Raw genomic sequence first — 14,696 nt, forward strand, 5'->3', positions numbered from 1 at the left:
ATGGCTGAAATACTTTCCCAAGAAGAAATTGATGCTTTATTAGAAGTTGTTGATGATGATAGTGATGATAGCGCCGCTTCTTCTAGACTTGAAGAATTAGAAGATAAAAGAGACATAGTCGTATATGATTTTAAACGTCCTAATAGAGTCTCTAAAGAACAGCTTCGTTCTATTAAGGGTATTCATGATAAATTAGCAAGGAATCTTGCTTCGCAAATTTCTTCTATGATGCGGAGTATAGTTGAGATTAAACTTCATTCGGTAGATCAAATGACTTATGGAGAATTTTTAATGTCTTTACCAAGTCCTACTAGTTTTAATGTTTTTTCTATAAAACCTTTAGACGGAAATTGTGTTTTAGAGATTAATCCAAGCATAGCATTCCCTATGATAGATAGGCTTTTAGGCGGACAAGGTGATAGTTTTGATACTTTAAGGGAATTGACAGAAATTGAACTTAATTTACTTGATTCTATATTGCGTATTATAATGCAAAGATTAAAAGAAAGTTGGATGAATGTAACAGAAATCTATCCTAGTGTTGAAGCTAAAGAATCAAGTCCTAATGTTGTTCAAATAGTTTCTCAAAATGAAATTGTCATTATGGTTGTAATGGAAATTATCATAGGAAATTCAAGTGGTATGGTTAATATATGTTATCCAGTTGTGCATTTAGAAAGTGTATTGAGTCGTTTAGCAAATCGTGATATTATGATGGGTGAAACATCAGCAAAAAAATCAAGAAATAAAGAATTAAAAACTTTAATTGGGCGTGCTGAAGTTATATATGAAGCGATGCTGGGTAAAACCTTTGTCAATGTTAATGAATTTTTAGAACTCAAACAAGGAGATATTTTAAAACTTGACAGAACGGCTGATGATAAGGCTATAGTTTCTATAGATAAAAAAGAAGTATTTTTAGCTCAGGTTGGACTTCACAGATTTAGAAAATCAATCAAAATACTAGAATTGATTAAAACTGATAAAGATGAGATTAAAGAGATACTTGAGAAGTATGAGGATGAAAGAAGAGCAAAAGCAAATTCTTATGATGATAATGATGATTTAGAAGAGGAAGAAGATGATCAATAATTTTTTAAGTATATTTGTAAATGAATGCATAAGTACCATCGAAGGTTTAACAGGTAAAAGTGCTGAATTTAGCGAGTATTATGAGTACGATGTAAGTTCTCAAGATTCAATGACTCCTCCATTGGTAAGTGCTACTTTTGTAGTAAACAATGATATGAAAATTAAAATTTTATCTAGTGCAGTTTTAATGAGTGCCATCGGCGAATGGATGATGGGTGAAGAGGAAATTTCTAAAAATAGTGAGTTAAATGATGATGAGATGGATGCTGCAAAAGAAGCATTACAAAACATCATTTCAGCATTTTCAACAACTCTAGGTGCTCAAAAAGAAATTCCTAAAATGGAATTTAATTTAGAAAATTGTGAATTTATTACTGATAATCTAGAGCTTGGAGGCTTTTATAAATTATATTTTTATAATGTAAAAATTGCTGATTTGGAAGAAAAAATTTCATTAGTGTTTGATGAAAAGATTTATAATATTTTAACCAAAACAGATTTAGAAGAAGTGATAGAAGCTCCATTAAATTCTGCAGATAATACACAAGAACATAAAGTTTTAGCCAATGTTGAAGAATTAAAAAATATTGGTCTTATTATGGATGTACGTTTACCTATAAGGGTTCGTATAGGTAGCAAAAAAATGCTTTTAAAAGACGTTTTAACAATGGACATAGGTTCTGTTATAGAACTTGATCAGCTTGCTAATGATCCTTTAGAAATTTTAATAGGTGATAAAAGAATTGCATATGGTGAAGTTGTAATTGTTGATGGTAATTTTGGAGTTCAAATTACTGAAATTGGATCTAAAAAGGAAAGATTAGAGCAATTAAGATGACAAAAAAAGTCATTGATGATGTTAAATATTTAAAAAAACTAGAGCCGATACATAATTGTGTAACTTTTTTTGGTTCAGCAAGATTAAAACAGGATAATGAATATTGTGTATTTGCCTCAAATTTAGCTAAAAAATTAGCTGATTTAGGATATTGTATTGTAAGTGGTGGTGGAGCAGGTATTATGCAAGCCTCTAACTATGGAGCTATGTTGAGTAAAAATTCGCATTTGAAATCTGTAGGATTTAATATACATTTACCATTTGAGCAAAAAGCAAATAGTTTTTTAGAGTATAATATAACTTTTAAGAGCTTAGCCATTCGCAAAATGGCTCTTATTCAAAAGAGTTTTGCTTTTGTGATTTTCCCAGGCGGCTTTGGAACATTAGATGAATTTTTTGAAATTCTTACGCTTAAACAACTTAGTATTAGAAAAAATGTTCCTATTATTTTGGTTGGGCAAAAATTTTGGCATACTCTTGACAAATTTATCAAAACTTCTTTACTTGAACTTCAGACTATATCTAAAGATGATAGGTTGAAGTATAGTATAAGTGATGATTTAGATGAAATTATAAGAATTATAAAGGAAAATAATGAAAATTCTTGTTGCAATGAGTGGGGGTGTGGATAGTACTGTTACTGCTTATAAATTAAAGCAAGCTGGCCATGAGATTATAGGATGTTATATGAAGCTTCATGGGAAGCCAAATTATCATGAAGAAAATATACAAAAAGTTGAGAAAGTTGCTAAATTTCTTGAGATAGAATATCATATTTTAGACTTACAAGAAGATTTCAAAAATCAAGTTTATATGCCTTTTGTTAATACATATAAAGAAGGAAAAACTCCAAATCCTTGCGCTTTATGTAATCGTTTTATTAAGCTTGGTAAGCTTTTAGAATTTGCTAAAAATTTAGGTTGTGAAAAACTTGCTACTGGACATTATGCAAGAATAGAAAATAATTTAATCAAATGTGCCTTTGATGAGAGTAAAGATCAAAGTTATTTTTTAGCTAACGCAGATAAGGAAGCATTAAAATATTTAATTTTTCCGCTTGGAGATATGAAAAAAGAAGATGTTAAAAAATTTGCTTCTACAATCGAGATTTTAAAATCATTTGCTACGCAAAAAGAGAGTTCTGAAATTTGTTTTGTGGAAGATACTTATGTTGGTGTACTTAATCAATTTATGGATACAAAAATTCCTGGTATTGTTAGGAATAGTAAAGGTGAAGAAGTAGGGCAACATGAAGGATATATGCACTACACTATAGGGAAAAGAAGAGGTTTTGAAGTGCGTGGAGCACATGAGCCTCATTTTGTTTTAAAGATTGATCCTAAAAAGAATGAAATCGTAGTAGGCAAAAAAGAAGAACTTAAAATAAGTGAGTTTAATCTTAATAATATAAATTTATTTGTTGATACAAAAGAGTTAGATTGCGAAGTGAAAATACGTTATAGATCAAGATCAACTCCATGTAAAGTTTTGATTAATGAAGATAAAAGCGCTAAGATTATCTTGCAAGAACCTGTTTATGGCCTTGCTAGTGGACAAATGGCGGTATTTTACGATAAAGATTTAGTACTTGCAAGTGGATTTATAAAATAATGCTAAAGAGTTGCAACCCTTTAGCATTATAGTGATTAGTGATTAATCTAATAAATCTTTTAATGGAATTTCTAAGCTTTTAGAAATTTTATATAAGTGTTCTAAATTAAAGTGTTTACCATATCGATTGCACTCACAATTTGAATAGAATGCAACGGATTTTATACCTATATCTAGGGCTAGTTCAAGCTGAGAAATTCCTTTTTTCTCCCTAAATTTTCTTATATTTGATGATACTTTTTTATAAAAATTTAGAATTTCTTCTTCGCTAGAATTACTAAAGTCATCTTCCATTTTTTATCCTATAGGATTAATATGAAATTAAACTTTACAAAGATATAATTTTTTAAAATATATCCTATAGGATAAATTAAAGGAGGTTTAATGCGTAAAGTTTCATTACTTTTTGTCATTGTTTTATCATTCACTGCATGTAATAAAACTTTATATAATCCACAAGTGGATGAAAAAATAACAGTATCAAAAGCTCAAAAAGATATAAAAGTTGGTATGAGCTCGTCTGAAATCATAGAAATAATGGGATCTCCAAATATTATATCAACTGATGAACAAAGAAGAGAAGTTTGGGTATATGATAAGATTAGCACCCAAAGAGCTTATCAAAATTCATCTGGTGGTATAAGTATTATTTTGGCCGGAGTTACTGGAAATAGTGGTAGTAACGTTAGTACGCAACGAACTTTAACTGTTATTATCAAATTTGATAATAACCAAAAAGTTAGAGATGTGGCATACCACACTTCAAGTTTTTAAGGTATTAAATATGAAGTTTATAATACCTATTTTTTTACTTATTTTTAGCGGTTGTGCAACAACTAGTGTTAAAGAGATGATGAAGATTGAAACATCTACAGCACAAGAAAGGCAATTGCAGACTAAAAGTTTTAATACTGTTGATACAAATAAAATTTTATCATCTAGTATTGCAACATTGCAAGATCTTGGATTTAATATAGATGAAATTAATAGAGATTTTGGAATAGTAAGTGCATCTAAAACACGAGATGCAAGAGAAGTTTCTACTCAAGCTGGGATTGTTGTCTTGGCGCTTTTATCTCCGGGTGCAGCTATGGCTGCTTCAAAACAGTCAGATCATACGCAAGAAATTAAGGCAAGTGTAGTTATCTCTACGAATAATAAAATCCAAAAGACTTTTGTAAGGTTTACAATGCAAAGAATTGTAAGAAATCAAGAGGGCTCTGTTAATGAAGTTGGAACTATAAAAGATAAAGAAATTTATCAACAATTTTATGAAAAATTATCAAAATCAGTGTTTTTGGAGGCAAATGAACTATGAAAAAAATATTATTATTTATAATGGTTTTGTATTTTGTTGGGTGTGGTACAAATTCTAGACAAATGGTTATTGAAAATACTCAGCAGCTTCAAGTTAGAATATATCAAACAAAAGAATATGATTATCCTAAAAAAATTGTTGCGAAAGCTGGTGTTTCTGCATTACAAGATCTTGGTTTTGTAATTGATAAAGCGGATTTGCAAACAGGAACAGTTACTGCAACGAAATTATCAAAAGGTGCAACAATGCGTATGACATTGGTTGCAAGAGAAAAAGGAGATAAAAAATCAACTATTAGAGCTAATGCTCAATATGGATCTAATATGCAAGCTCTAATTCTTGTAGAAGATCCAGAAATTTATCATTCATTTTTTCAAGTACTAGATAAGGCAATATTCTTTGAAAAAGAGAATATATAACAAGGAAACATAATGAGAATAGTAATTTTTATGTTATTTTTATCTGTAATGTACGCAGATAATTGCAATAATGAGCAAAATGATTATAAAGTAGCTGTATTAGAATATAAAATTGCTATACAAAATTTAGATCAACAAGAGCAAATGGATTTGGATACACAATTAGCTAATTACTCTAGAAAGAATCTAAAAACTCAAGCAGATATAATAGATGAGATAACTAGTCCTAATTATAATTCTTATCAATCTATTAAAAATAGAAATAGAGATCAAGTTAATCAAATAAAAGATATTTTTAATATACAAAATGAGGTTAGGAATTTTTATGATAGACAAAGAATAACAGCTCTTGAAAAATTAAATTTAGCAAAGTTGAAACTACAAAGATGTAAAAATAAAAGGTGAGTTTATAGAAACTTTGGAGTAATTATGGATATTTTTTTTATTTTAGCTTATTATATCGATTTTATTTTCAAGGTTGATTTATTTTCTTTTGTTGATAATGATTTTATTCAAAGTGTCAATTATAGATCAGGTGGTAATATATCAAAACTTGATTCTATACTTGGCATAGTCGCTTCAATATTTGTGAAGTTAATATTTTGCATAATTATAATCGTGGCTATTTTAAGCTATATTTTATAAAAACTACGCGATAAATCTTAGTATGTTTTATATGGAATATCGTGTTTGTTAGTATGAATTATCATAAAAGTCATATTGATATTGACTAAAATATCTCCATAATGCTTATATCAAACCATAAAAGATTAAATTTAAGCAAAATTCCATAAATTACTGCACTAAGTAATCCTGCGAAAATTCCTGCTAAAACATCATCTAGCATTACGCCTAACCCACCCTTAACTTTTTTATCGATTTTGCCTATGATAGAAGGTTTGGTGATATCAAAAAACCTAAATAAAATAAAAGAAAGTAAAAAAGTAAAAATACTCTGCCCGCAAATTGCTAAGGCTAAAAATACCCCAACAACTTCATCTATCACAATATGTTTATCATCGTGTTTACCTGTTTTGTTTTCATACTGATCGATAATTTTTATAGAGATTAAAAAAAGTAAAATTGCAAATAAGATCAAAGTTCCTATGCCCAAATACCTTAAAATAAAAAATGCAGGGAATAGCGCTGCTATGGTTCCAAAAGTTCCTGGAGCTTTATTAATACTACCTGAATAAAAAAAAGTTAAAAATAGTTTTTGCATTATCACACCATATAAGACATTTGATGAAGCTTTATAAGTTGTTCATAAAATTCTTTATCACTTCTATATTCTAAAATTCCATGTGTTGGAAATAAATTACTATAAATGTTTTGTTTATTATGAAAACGATTTGGAAAAAGTTCTGATAAAATCAGGGCAGAAATTTCTCTTCTTATAAAAACTGCTGGTGGAATGATACCAAGTCTAAGTAAATTTTTTAAAGAATCTCCGTGATATTTCATATGATGATGTGCTCCATGAGGACAAGATTTGGCACTAACTATCATTTTGCATTCATCGCAAAATACGAACTCAGGAAGAATGGTTACTTCTATATTATAATCTTTCGCAAAATCATCAAGTATTGTAAAAGTTCTATTATGATTAAAAAACATTCCAAGTCCAGCATGATTTTGTCCTACAAAAACTTTATTACAATTAAAACTTTTTGCTAAGGCACATTCTAAAACAGGGTTTAAGTGGGAAGCAAAAATTTTTATATTGTGTAAAGGTATAAGTACAACTCTTGAAGAAGGTAAATAATTTTGTGCAAATATATCAAAACATCGTTTTTTAAGATTTAAACTTAAGCCATTACTTTCATAAGATTCTATTAAAAAAATTACTACTAAATCAGATTGCTCTATAGACCATCTTAGAATTCTTTCATGGGCTCTATGAAAAGGATCAAAGCTTGATACTATGGCGGTAATATTAGAAGGATTTAATCTCTTTGTAATTTTTTCAAAGTCTTTTTTGATAGCCTTAATACGATTTTGATAAATTTCAATTTCTCCACTGATGCAAATTTCTCTAAAATCTTCTATAGAGCAAATGTTAGGCCTAAAAATATCATTGTTATTTTTATCATTTTTAAATTTACTTTCAAAAATGATATGTCCTACTATTTGATTGTTACAGATAAATTCTAATTTGTCTTTTTCTTTTGCATTTTCTATCGCTTTTTTATTTTCGTTACTTGGAGCAAACGTTAATGCATAAGGAATTTTATGTTGATCAATCATACCAGTTTTTAGAAATTGATCCCTTTGTTTTTCATTCATTAATTTTGTAAATGATCCAAAAATTCCTTCTTTTATGAAACATAAAACTTCATATTCTTCTTCTGAAATGATAATACTATTTTTTCTTGCTGATGCCATATTTTTTCCTTTTTTCCCATAAAGACTTTCTTGAAATTCCTAATTTTTTAGATAAATCTGTATCAGGAAATACATTTTGATAACTTAATATAATATGTTTGACATAATCATCTATAGTTAAAATTCCATTACTTTCGAAGTTTTTTTCTTCATCTATAAGCTCTAAAGTTTGGAAATTCTTGTTTTCTATATTGTTGTTTGTGTGAATAATAATAGATTTTTTGGTTGCTAAATTTAATATTTTTTCTTTTTCTAATGGTTTTAGGCTTTGAAAATTTGTAAGATAATATGTATTGGTATCTTTTAAAATTTTATCTAAATTATGAGGATGAGAAAGATTTACATACACACTTGCAATATTATTTTGTTTAGAATAATTAAATACAAAACAATCTGCTTGTATTTGATTATTTGCTTTTAAAATCAATGGTAGCTTAATTTTTTTATAGTCAAAATGAGCTATTTTAATGGTTTCAAATTTATGTTTTAAATAAGCTTCATAGGTATGGTTTAAAATTTCCATTTTCTTAAAATCTTGAAAATGTTTAATTTTACGCGTAAGTTCTTCTATCATAAAGGGTTTTTGTATATAATCACTTGCCCCTGCTTTAAGTGGTGATAAAACCGTATCTGAGCTTATGTATGAGATTAATAAAATGATAATTTTGTGTTTAAATGTTTCTACTATAAATTCAAAATTAGCTATACTAGTAGAAAGTAATATGATTTCATACTCATAATGTGTTAATTCATTAGTGCTTGTGATAATATCGCAGTTGTAGCCTATTGAATTTAATTTTGAACCTATACTTTGAGCTAAATAAAATTCATTTTCAACAATTAATACTTTCATTGCTTTGTCCAATCATAATATTTTAAATTTACACTTGTTAAAACAGCGATTCCTTCTTTTCTACCTACAAAACCCAAATGCTCTGTCGTAGTGGCTTTTACATTAATTTTATTTGGAGTAATTTTCAAAAATTTAGCAATATTAAAAATAATTTTATCTTTAAAATCTTTCATTTTAGGCGTTTGAGCTATTATTGTAATGTCAGTATTGACAAGTTCAAAGCCATAATTTTGAATTAAATCATAACTTTGTTGCAATAAATGCATAGAATTTGCATTTTTATATTGTTTATCAGTATCTGGGAATAATTCACCTATATCACCAAGTCCTGCTGCTCCTAAAAGTGCGTCAATTAAAGAGTGTGCTAAAACATCTCCATCAGAATGGGCTTTAAGCCCCATATTAGGATGAATTTCTATACCACCTAAAATTAGAGGTCTTTGTTCTCCAAATTCATGTACATCAAATCCATTCCCACTAAAAATATCTTGAGAAGGTTTTGGTAAATTTAGACTTTTCAAATCCTCTTTATAGGTGATTTTTTTAGCCATCTCATCACCTTGTATATACCAAATTTTACCCCCAATAGCTTGTATAGCAGTACTATCATCTGTAAAATTTACATTTTTTTCTAAAGCTTTTTTTAGCATAGTCGTTTTAGAAAGTTGCGGAGTTTGTATGAGTTTGATTTTTTCTCTTTCTATGATATTTTGTTGATAAATTGTGGTATCAGCTACCTTTAAAACAGGACTGATGCAATCGGCTTTATCATAATTCTCCATTAGATTATTAAATAGATTATTGCTAATTAAAACCCTAGCTACATCGCTTACTAAAACATATTCACTTTGAATTAAATTTAAAGCATTGAGCAAAGATTGAGCTCTTGTTTTTCCACCTTTAACAAAATTATATTCAGGAGCAAATTTTTTCATGTAAGAAATATTACTAGAAGTAACAATTACTTGCTTAAAAGGATAAAAAGAACTGATATTTTTTGTAGCATAAAGCCATAATGGTAAATCATTTAGTCTTAAAAATTGCTTTTTTACAGGAAGATTAAATCTTGAAGAATCCCCAGCAGAAAGCATAATCAAGGAAATATCTAACATTTGTTACACCTTAATTTTCATAAATGTTACAATATTATACACAATAAAAGCCAAAATTAATATTTATACTAGTAGAATTATTTTTTTGACAATCAAGGAGAAAAATGTGAAAGAAAAAATTGAAGAGAGATTAAAGCAAGTCATATATCCAGGATTTAAAAAAGATATTGTGAGTTTTGGTTTTGTAAAAAAGATTGAAACTGATGGTAAAAAAGCTCATATTGTTGTTGAAATTGTATCAGCCAATGCACAGATAGCACAAGAATTAAAACTAAATATTGTAAATACTTTGAAGGATTTAAATTTAGAACTTAATTTAGAGTTGATTCAACCTCAAATTCCTGAAGAAAAGAGTAATTCAAGAAGTGGAAAGAATATTGCACCGCAAATTAAGAATTTTCTTATGATTTCAAGTGGTAAGGGAGGGGTTGGAAAGAGTACTACTACTTTAAATTTGGCAATATCTTTAGCAAAAATGGGAAAAAGAGTTGGACTTTTAGATGCTGATATTTATGGACCTAATATACCAAGAATGTTAGGTGAGAGTAAAAGTAAGCCAGAAATAGTGGGTCAAAAAATTCGTCCTATTTTGTCTCATGGGGTTTATATGATGAGTATGGGTGTGTTGATAGAAGAGGGTAAAGGTCTCATGTGGCGTGGTTCTATGATAATGAAAGCTATAGAACAATTATTAGCTGATGTGCTTTGGCCAGAACTTGATATATTATTACTTGATATGCCTCCAGGTACAGGTGATGCACAAATTACTTTAGCGCAAAGTGTTCCAGTAAGTGCAGGAGTATGTGTAAGTACTCCGCAAATTGTATCTTTAGATGATAGTAAAAGAGCACTTGATATGTTTGAAAAGCTTCATATTCCAATAGCAGGTATTGTGGAAAATATGAGTGGATTTTTATGTCCTGATAATGGTAAAGAATATGATATTTTTGGAAAAGGTACTACTGAAGAGATGGCAAAGTCGTATAAATGTGATATCTTAGCTCAAATTCCTATTGAAATGAGTATAAGAGAAGGTGGTGACGAAGGTAAGCCTGTGAGTTTTTATCTTCCAGAAAGTATAAGCTCAAAAAGATATTTGCAAGCTGCAGAAAAAATTTGGGATTTTATAGAAAAAGTAAATCAGGAAGGCAAAGTAGGTAATTCAGCAATACAACCGATAACAAATGGCAAGAGTGCTTGCTCACAATAAGGAGATAAAATGGCTATTGAAAGTAAAGAAGAATTTTTAAATTTGGTTAAACAAATTGAGCAAAAAATAAATTATAAAAAACCTAAAGCTTTCGGCGTAGCAAGACTTGATCTCAGTCAAGTAGATGCAAGTAAAAAAATGCAAGCTTCTTTTGCTTTGGTAAATTATGAACAAAATTATGCATCAGCAGCTATTATGTTTGAGGCATTTTTTAGAAGAGGAATTGAAATTGATTTTAATGAAAGTGAATTCACAGGTACATTAATTAAGGAAGATTTGGATTTTGCACTAGAATGCTTTAAGCCATTTTTGGAAGAACAAGGTCATAAAAATATTGATATTATAAAAGCAGTTAGGGAAAATTTTAGAGAAAATGAATTTGCTTTTGTGTGTATGTTTGAAAATGAAGCTCCAAAAACATTAGAAAATGTATATTTGAAGCTATATTTGCTTTCTAGTAAGAAAGTTGAACTTAGGAGTTTAAATTTAAATGGTGCTTTTGGACTTTTACCAAATGTTGCTTGGAGCGATAATTATCCTATAGATTTGGATTTTTTAAGAGAAAATGAGATTGATCTTAAGATGAGTAAAAGATATCCTAAGATTGATTATGTAGATAAATTTCCAAGATTTTTAGCTCATATTATTCCTGAGGATAATACTAGAATTTTAGAAAGTTCAAAAGTTAGAATGGGTGCTGTATTAGCTTCTGGAACGACAATTATGCCAGGAGCTGCTTATGTTAATTTTAATGCAGGAACAACCGGTGCTTGTATGGTGGAGGGGCGTATTAGTTCTTCAGCTGTTGTAGGCGAAGGTAGCGATGTTGGAGGTGGTGCATCAATACTTGGAGTATTAAGTGGCACTAGTGGAAATGCTATTAGTATAGGTAAAGCTTGTCTTTTAGGTGCAAATTCAGTCACAGGAATTCCATTAGGAGATAATTGCATTGTGGATGCGGGTATAGCAGTGTTAGAAGGTACTAAATTTGTACTTAAAAATAAAGAAGAATTGCAAAAAATTAACTCTAATTTTAAATTTGACAAAGATATATACAAAGGATTGGAATTGGCTAATTTAAATGGACTTCATTTTAGACAAGATTCAATTACAGGTGCAATGATAGTGACTTTGAATAAAAAAGCAATAAAATTAAATGAAGATTTGCATTAAGCAGGAATATCCTGCTTAATTACATTGAACAAGTGTTTTGAATAGTTGAATTTAGCATCCAAAGTACTTTTTCATATTTAGCTATATTTTCTTGAGCAAATGCTGCTGTTGTAGTGTCACTAGCTTTCTCTGATACTTCATTTAATTTTTTAAATTCAGATAAAAGATATTTATAATCTTCTCTTATGAGTTCTAATACTTCGACTGGAGTAAAACATTCTTTTTGAGTTTTTGGAGCTCCAGCATTTTCTAATAATTTATTTGGACATATTATAGCTTTTTCTCCAAGTTGTAAAACTCTTTCAGCACATTCATCAAATAGCTGAGCCATTTCTTCATATGCTTTTTCTGTGTATTCATGAACTGAAAAAAACTGAAGTCCTTTTACATTCCAATGATAATTATGAAATTTAATCCATAAACTATGAGCATCTGCTTGTAATTGTAATAATTGTTTAGTAACTGACATGTTATCTCCTTTTTTATATTTTAAAATATTATAACATAATTTTATTAAATAATAAAAATTATTATTTAATAATAAATATATTATAAGTTATTCCGTTTTCATTATACTCTTTTTTTATAATAATGCAAATTTATTTACTAAGCATATTTTTTAGAATAAGCTTACCGACTTCAACGCCTGGTTGGTTATAAGTGTCAATACCAAGCATAATTCCACAAGCTGAAGTAAATAATTCATAATAATACATCAAATATCCACAATGCCAAGCATCTAAAGTTTCAAGTTCTATGATATCTACGCTTAAATTTTCAGCTATTAAAGCTTGTGCAGTCGCATCACATTGAGCATTTAAAAGATCGTGTAGATTTATTTCATTGGTAAAATCACAATTTTGTAGATAATTAAAACTTATATTTGGAATCAAAGGAGCTTTATAGCTATCTTTAATTTTTAAAAAAGTTATAGTTTTATCCTTAGGTCCATCCATAATAAGCTGTAAAAAACTATGCTGATCTCTAGCTCCAATTAAAGCAACTGGGGTTAAACCAATGCGTTTATAACCTTGTTTCTTTCCTAAACTCTCGGCTATTAATTGAACATACCATTCATTAAAAGCTTTAAATGCATCTCCATATGAAAAAAGAACATTGATATGAGCGTTTTTATGCGTACAATAATGATAAGCTTTTTGTAAAATTGTTGTATCTTTTTTTTCAAAAAAATCAATAAAACAAGCTTTTGCTCCTTTTAATAAAGCCTCTGTGTCATAATTACAAAAACTTAAAGGTACTATGCCAATAGCAGATAAAACACTAAATCTACCGCCAACATTTTTAGGTATAAAAAAACATTTTATATTTAATTCATCTGCTAGTTTATGAAGTTTAGAATTTAAATCTGTAATGAAAACAAAATATTTGTGTAAATTCATACATTTAAAATTAAAATGCGCTATGATGAGTTTAAATAAAGAAATTACTTCTATTGTAGTGCCTGACTTACTTGCAATAACAAATAGTGTTTCTTCTGGATTTAATTTTTGCATTGTATGAGTAAAAATATGAGAAGAGGTATTATCAATAATAAAAAGATTTTTATCTGCGCAAGAATCGAATAAAAGTTCTTTTAAAGCTTTAACTCCACAGCTTGATCCACCCATACCTACTAAAACAATATTTTTTATATGAGATTTTTTTGCTATAAATTCTTTACTTTCTTGAATTAAATTTAAACTTGTATCTACTAGATGATAATATCCTATGTCACCACTTTGTAATTCATCATTCATTCTATTAGCATAAGCAGTGATTTTAGATAAATCTTGTAATTTAAAGTGTAAAGTATTATTTAGCATTTATTTTTCTTATAAAAATAATTTGTTGCTTCGATAAAGCCTTCTACGCTACCACAATCAAATCTTTTGCCTTTAAATTTGTAAGCTAGTACCATATTGTTGGTTGCTTGAGACAATAAAGCATCTGTTAATTGAATTTCACCATTTTTACCTGCTTTTGTGTTTTCTAAGATTCCAAAAATATCTGGAGTTAAAATATATCTTCCTATGATAGCTAAGTTACTTGGTGCATCTTTTATATCAGGTTTTTCTATCATAGAATTTACCATAATTAAATCTCCTTCAACATTGTTGCCAGCGATAATCCCATAATTTGAAACTTGTTCATTTTCTACTTCCATAACAGCAACAATAGAACAACGATATTTTTCATAAATTTTTACCATTTGTGCCATAACATTTATACCATCTTCGTTTATACACAAATCATCTGCTAAGATTACTCCAAATGCTTCATCTTGTACTAAGGGTTTTGCTTTTAATACCGCATCACCTAAACCTTTCATCTCATTTTGTCTTGTAAAAGTAAAAGTGCATCGATTGATTAAAGTCCTAATTTCACTTAATAGATATTCTTTATTAGTACCTGCAATTTGGTGTTCAAGTTCGTAAGATATATCAAAATAATCTTCCAAAGCTCTTTTTCCTCTACCTGTTACAAACCCCATAGTTTCCATACCAGCTTCTAAAGCTTCATCTACTCCATAATGTATGAGTGGTTTTGTTAATATAGGCAACATTTCTTTAGGTAGGGTTTTTGTAGCAGGTAAAAATCTTGTTCCATATCCGGCTGCAGGAAATACACAAGTTTGAAGCATAAGTTATTCCTTAAATTTTTATAAGTTGATTTAATTATAATTTT

19 protein-coding genes are annotated in these 14,696 nt (G+C 28.7%); 11 read left to right on the top strand and 8 right to left on the bottom strand.

Annotated elements, in window-relative coordinates; genetic code table 11:
* Genes fliM through mnmA form a run of 4 tightly spaced genes read left to right on the top strand, consistent with a single transcriptional unit; the run spans position 1 to position 3,541 of the window.
* Positions 1-1,092 (top strand): flagellar motor switch protein FliM, encoded by a 1,092-nt coding sequence (gene fliM, locus CINS_RS01145; protein ID WP_039649141.1) that lies wholly within the window; start codon positions 1-3, stop codon positions 1,090-1,092.
* Positions 1,082-1,930 (top strand): flagellar motor switch protein FliY, encoded by an 849-nt coding sequence (gene fliY, locus CINS_RS01150; protein ID WP_039649143.1) that lies wholly within the window; start codon positions 1,082-1,084, stop codon positions 1,928-1,930. The genes fliM and fliY overlap by 11 nt, the downstream gene beginning before the upstream one ends.
* Positions 1,927-2,562 carry an LOG family protein gene (locus CINS_RS01155; RefSeq protein ID WP_039649145.1) on the top strand — a complete coding sequence of 212 codons (636 nt, stop codon included), beginning with the start codon at positions 1,927-1,929 and terminating at the stop codon, positions 2,560-2,562. Before fliY ends, CINS_RS01155 begins: the two co-directional genes overlap by 4 nt.
* Positions 2,525-3,541, top strand: coding sequence for a tRNA 2-thiouridine(34) synthase MnmA (gene mnmA, locus CINS_RS01160; RefSeq protein WP_039649146.1), 1,017 nt, complete (start codon positions 2,525-2,527; stop codon positions 3,539-3,541). The genes CINS_RS01155 and mnmA overlap by 38 nt, the downstream gene beginning before the upstream one ends.
* A 42-nt stretch (positions 3,542-3,583) precedes the next feature.
* Here mnmA and CINS_RS01165 read toward each other — a convergent pair whose 3' ends face one another.
* The gene (locus CINS_RS01165; protein WP_039649148.1) at positions 3,584-3,835 is read right to left on the bottom strand and encodes a helix-turn-helix domain-containing protein; all 252 of its coding nucleotides are present in this window, start codon (positions 3,833-3,835) and stop codon (positions 3,584-3,586) included.
* 90 nt (positions 3,836-3,925) lie between these two features.
* On the opposite strand from CINS_RS01165, the gene bamE reads away from it, so the two are divergent.
* Genes bamE through CINS_RS01190 form a run of 5 tightly spaced genes read left to right on the top strand, consistent with a single transcriptional unit; the run spans position 3,926 to position 5,923 of the window.
* Entirely contained in the window at positions 3,926-4,315 is a 390-nt protein-coding gene (gene bamE, locus CINS_RS01170; protein WP_039649150.1) for an outer membrane protein assembly factor BamE domain-containing protein, read from the top strand.
* Between the two features lie 10 nt (positions 4,316-4,325).
* On the top strand, positions 4,326-4,859 hold the full coding sequence (locus tag CINS_RS01175; protein ID WP_039649151.1) for a hypothetical protein: 534 nt from the start codon (positions 4,326-4,328) through the stop codon (positions 4,857-4,859).
* Between the two features lie 20 nt (positions 4,860-4,879).
* Entirely contained in the window at positions 4,880-5,278 is a 399-nt protein-coding gene (locus CINS_RS01180; RefSeq protein WP_039651279.1) for a hypothetical protein, read from the top strand.
* A gap of 12 nt (positions 5,279-5,290) precedes the next feature.
* The gene (locus CINS_RS01185) at positions 5,291-5,683 is read left to right on the top strand and encodes a hypothetical protein (RefSeq protein WP_039649152.1); all 393 of its coding nucleotides are present in this window, start codon (positions 5,291-5,293) and stop codon (positions 5,681-5,683) included.
* A gap of 24 nt (positions 5,684-5,707) precedes the next feature.
* Positions 5,708-5,923, top strand: a complete 216-nt coding sequence (locus tag CINS_RS01190; protein WP_039649153.1) for a hypothetical protein — start codon at positions 5,708-5,710, stop codon at positions 5,921-5,923.
* An 85-nt stretch (positions 5,924-6,008) separates the two neighbouring features.
* On the opposite strand, the gene CINS_RS01195 is transcribed toward CINS_RS01190, so the two are convergent.
* Genes CINS_RS01195 through CINS_RS01210 form a run of 4 tightly spaced genes read right to left on the bottom strand, consistent with a single transcriptional unit; the run spans position 6,009 to position 9,628 of the window.
* Complete coding sequence (locus CINS_RS01195; protein ID WP_039649154.1) at positions 6,009-6,500, bottom strand: phosphatidylglycerophosphatase A family protein; 492 nt, start codon at positions 6,498-6,500, stop codon at positions 6,009-6,011.
* Between the two features lie 2 nt (positions 6,501-6,502).
* Positions 6,503-7,663, bottom strand: coding sequence for an ATP sulfurylase (sulfate adenylyltransferase) (locus CINS_RS01200; protein WP_039649155.1), 1,161 nt, complete (start codon positions 7,661-7,663; stop codon positions 6,503-6,505).
* Positions 7,641-8,516 (bottom strand): receiver domain protein, encoded by an 876-nt coding sequence (locus CINS_RS01205; protein ID WP_039649156.1) that lies wholly within the window; start codon positions 8,514-8,516, stop codon positions 7,641-7,643. Before CINS_RS01205 ends, CINS_RS01200 begins: the two co-directional genes overlap by 23 nt.
* Complete coding sequence (locus CINS_RS01210; protein WP_039649157.1) at positions 8,513-9,628, bottom strand: bifunctional 2-C-methyl-D-erythritol 4-phosphate cytidylyltransferase/2-C-methyl-D-erythritol 2,4-cyclodiphosphate synthase; 1,116 nt, start codon at positions 9,626-9,628, stop codon at positions 8,513-8,515. Before CINS_RS01210 ends, CINS_RS01205 begins: the two co-directional genes overlap by 4 nt.
* Before the next feature lie 106 nt (positions 9,629-9,734).
* Here CINS_RS01210 and CINS_RS01215 point away from each other — a divergent pair, with 106 nt between their 5' ends.
* Positions 9,735-10,838, top strand: coding sequence for an Mrp/NBP35 family ATP-binding protein (locus CINS_RS01215; RefSeq protein ID WP_039649158.1), 1,104 nt, complete (start codon positions 9,735-9,737; stop codon positions 10,836-10,838).
* A gap of 9 nt (positions 10,839-10,847) precedes the next feature.
* On the top strand, positions 10,848-12,011 hold the full coding sequence (locus CINS_RS01220) for a 2,3,4,5-tetrahydropyridine-2-carboxylate N-succinyltransferase (protein WP_039649159.1): 1,164 nt from the start codon (positions 10,848-10,850) through the stop codon (positions 12,009-12,011).
* Between the two features lie 19 nt (positions 12,012-12,030).
* Here CINS_RS01220 and CINS_RS01225 read toward each other — a convergent pair whose 3' ends face one another.
* The 3 genes from CINS_RS01225 to galU all read right to left on the bottom strand — a co-directional run bounded on the left by CINS_RS01225 (position 12,031) and on the right by galU (position 14,652).
* Positions 12,031-12,480, bottom strand: coding sequence for a Dps family protein (locus CINS_RS01225; protein WP_039649160.1), 450 nt, complete (start codon positions 12,478-12,480; stop codon positions 12,031-12,033).
* Between the two features lie 130 nt (positions 12,481-12,610).
* Positions 12,611-13,834 (bottom strand): glucose-6-phosphate isomerase, encoded by a 1,224-nt coding sequence (locus tag CINS_RS01230; RefSeq protein WP_039649161.1) that lies wholly within the window; start codon positions 13,832-13,834, stop codon positions 12,611-12,613.
* On the bottom strand, positions 13,828-14,652 hold the full coding sequence (galU, locus tag CINS_RS01235) for a UTP--glucose-1-phosphate uridylyltransferase GalU (protein ID WP_039649162.1): 825 nt from the start codon (positions 14,650-14,652) through the stop codon (positions 13,828-13,830). The genes CINS_RS01230 and galU overlap by 7 nt, the downstream gene beginning before the upstream one ends.
* Positions 14,653-14,696: the final 44 nt, after the last annotated feature.

Source organism: Campylobacter insulaenigrae NCTC 12927 (genome assembly GCF_000816185.1).
In the GTDB taxonomy this organism is placed as follows: domain Bacteria; phylum Campylobacterota; class Campylobacteria; order Campylobacterales; family Campylobacteraceae; genus Campylobacter_D; species Campylobacter_D insulaenigrae.

What these genes read in the sequence shown, in the direction of transcription:
- fliM (WP_039649141.1), top strand. Translation starts at nt 1, where the DNA reads ATGGCTGAAATACTTTCCCAAGAAGAAATTGATGCTTTATTAGAAGTT.
- fliY (WP_039649143.1), top strand. Translation starts at nt 1,082, where the DNA reads ATGATCAATAATTTTTTAAGTATATTTGTAAATGAATGCATAAGTACC.
- CINS_RS01155 (WP_039649145.1), top strand. Translation starts at nt 1,927, where the DNA reads ATGACAAAAAAAGTCATTGATGATGTTAAATATTTAAAAAAACTAGAG.
- mnmA (WP_039649146.1), top strand. Translation starts at nt 2,525, where the DNA reads ATGAAAATTCTTGTTGCAATGAGTGGGGGTGTGGATAGTACTGTTACT.
- CINS_RS01165 (WP_039649148.1), bottom strand. Translation starts at nt 3,835, where the DNA reads ATGGAAGATGACTTTAGTAATTCTAGCGAAGAAGAAATTCTAAATTTT.
- bamE (WP_039649150.1), top strand. Translation starts at nt 3,926, where the DNA reads ATGCGTAAAGTTTCATTACTTTTTGTCATTGTTTTATCATTCACTGCA.
- CINS_RS01175 (WP_039649151.1), top strand. Translation starts at nt 4,326, where the DNA reads ATGAAGTTTATAATACCTATTTTTTTACTTATTTTTAGCGGTTGTGCA.
- CINS_RS01180 (WP_039651279.1), top strand. Translation starts at nt 4,880, where the DNA reads ATGGTTTTGTATTTTGTTGGGTGTGGTACAAATTCTAGACAAATGGTT.
- CINS_RS01185 (WP_039649152.1), top strand. Translation starts at nt 5,291, where the DNA reads ATGAGAATAGTAATTTTTATGTTATTTTTATCTGTAATGTACGCAGAT.
- CINS_RS01190 (WP_039649153.1), top strand. Translation starts at nt 5,708, where the DNA reads ATGGATATTTTTTTTATTTTAGCTTATTATATCGATTTTATTTTCAAG.
- CINS_RS01195 (WP_039649154.1), bottom strand. Translation starts at nt 6,500, where the DNA reads ATGCAAAAACTATTTTTAACTTTTTTTTATTCAGGTAGTATTAATAAA.
- CINS_RS01200 (WP_039649155.1), bottom strand. Translation starts at nt 7,663, where the DNA reads ATGGCATCAGCAAGAAAAAATAGTATTATCATTTCAGAAGAAGAATAT.
- CINS_RS01205 (WP_039649156.1), bottom strand. Translation starts at nt 8,516, where the DNA reads ATGAAAGTATTAATTGTTGAAAATGAATTTTATTTAGCTCAAAGTATA.
- CINS_RS01210 (WP_039649157.1), bottom strand. Translation starts at nt 9,628, where the DNA reads ATGTTAGATATTTCCTTGATTATGCTTTCTGCTGGGGATTCTTCAAGA.
- CINS_RS01220 (WP_039649159.1), top strand. Translation starts at nt 10,848, where the DNA reads ATGGCTATTGAAAGTAAAGAAGAATTTTTAAATTTGGTTAAACAAATT.
- CINS_RS01225 (WP_039649160.1), bottom strand. Translation starts at nt 12,480, where the DNA reads ATGTCAGTTACTAAACAATTATTACAATTACAAGCAGATGCTCATAGT.
- CINS_RS01230 (WP_039649161.1), bottom strand. Translation starts at nt 13,834, where the DNA reads ATGCTAAATAATACTTTACACTTTAAATTACAAGATTTATCTAAAATC.
- galU (WP_039649162.1), bottom strand. Translation starts at nt 14,652, where the DNA reads ATGCTTCAAACTTGTGTATTTCCTGCAGCCGGATATGGAACAAGATTT.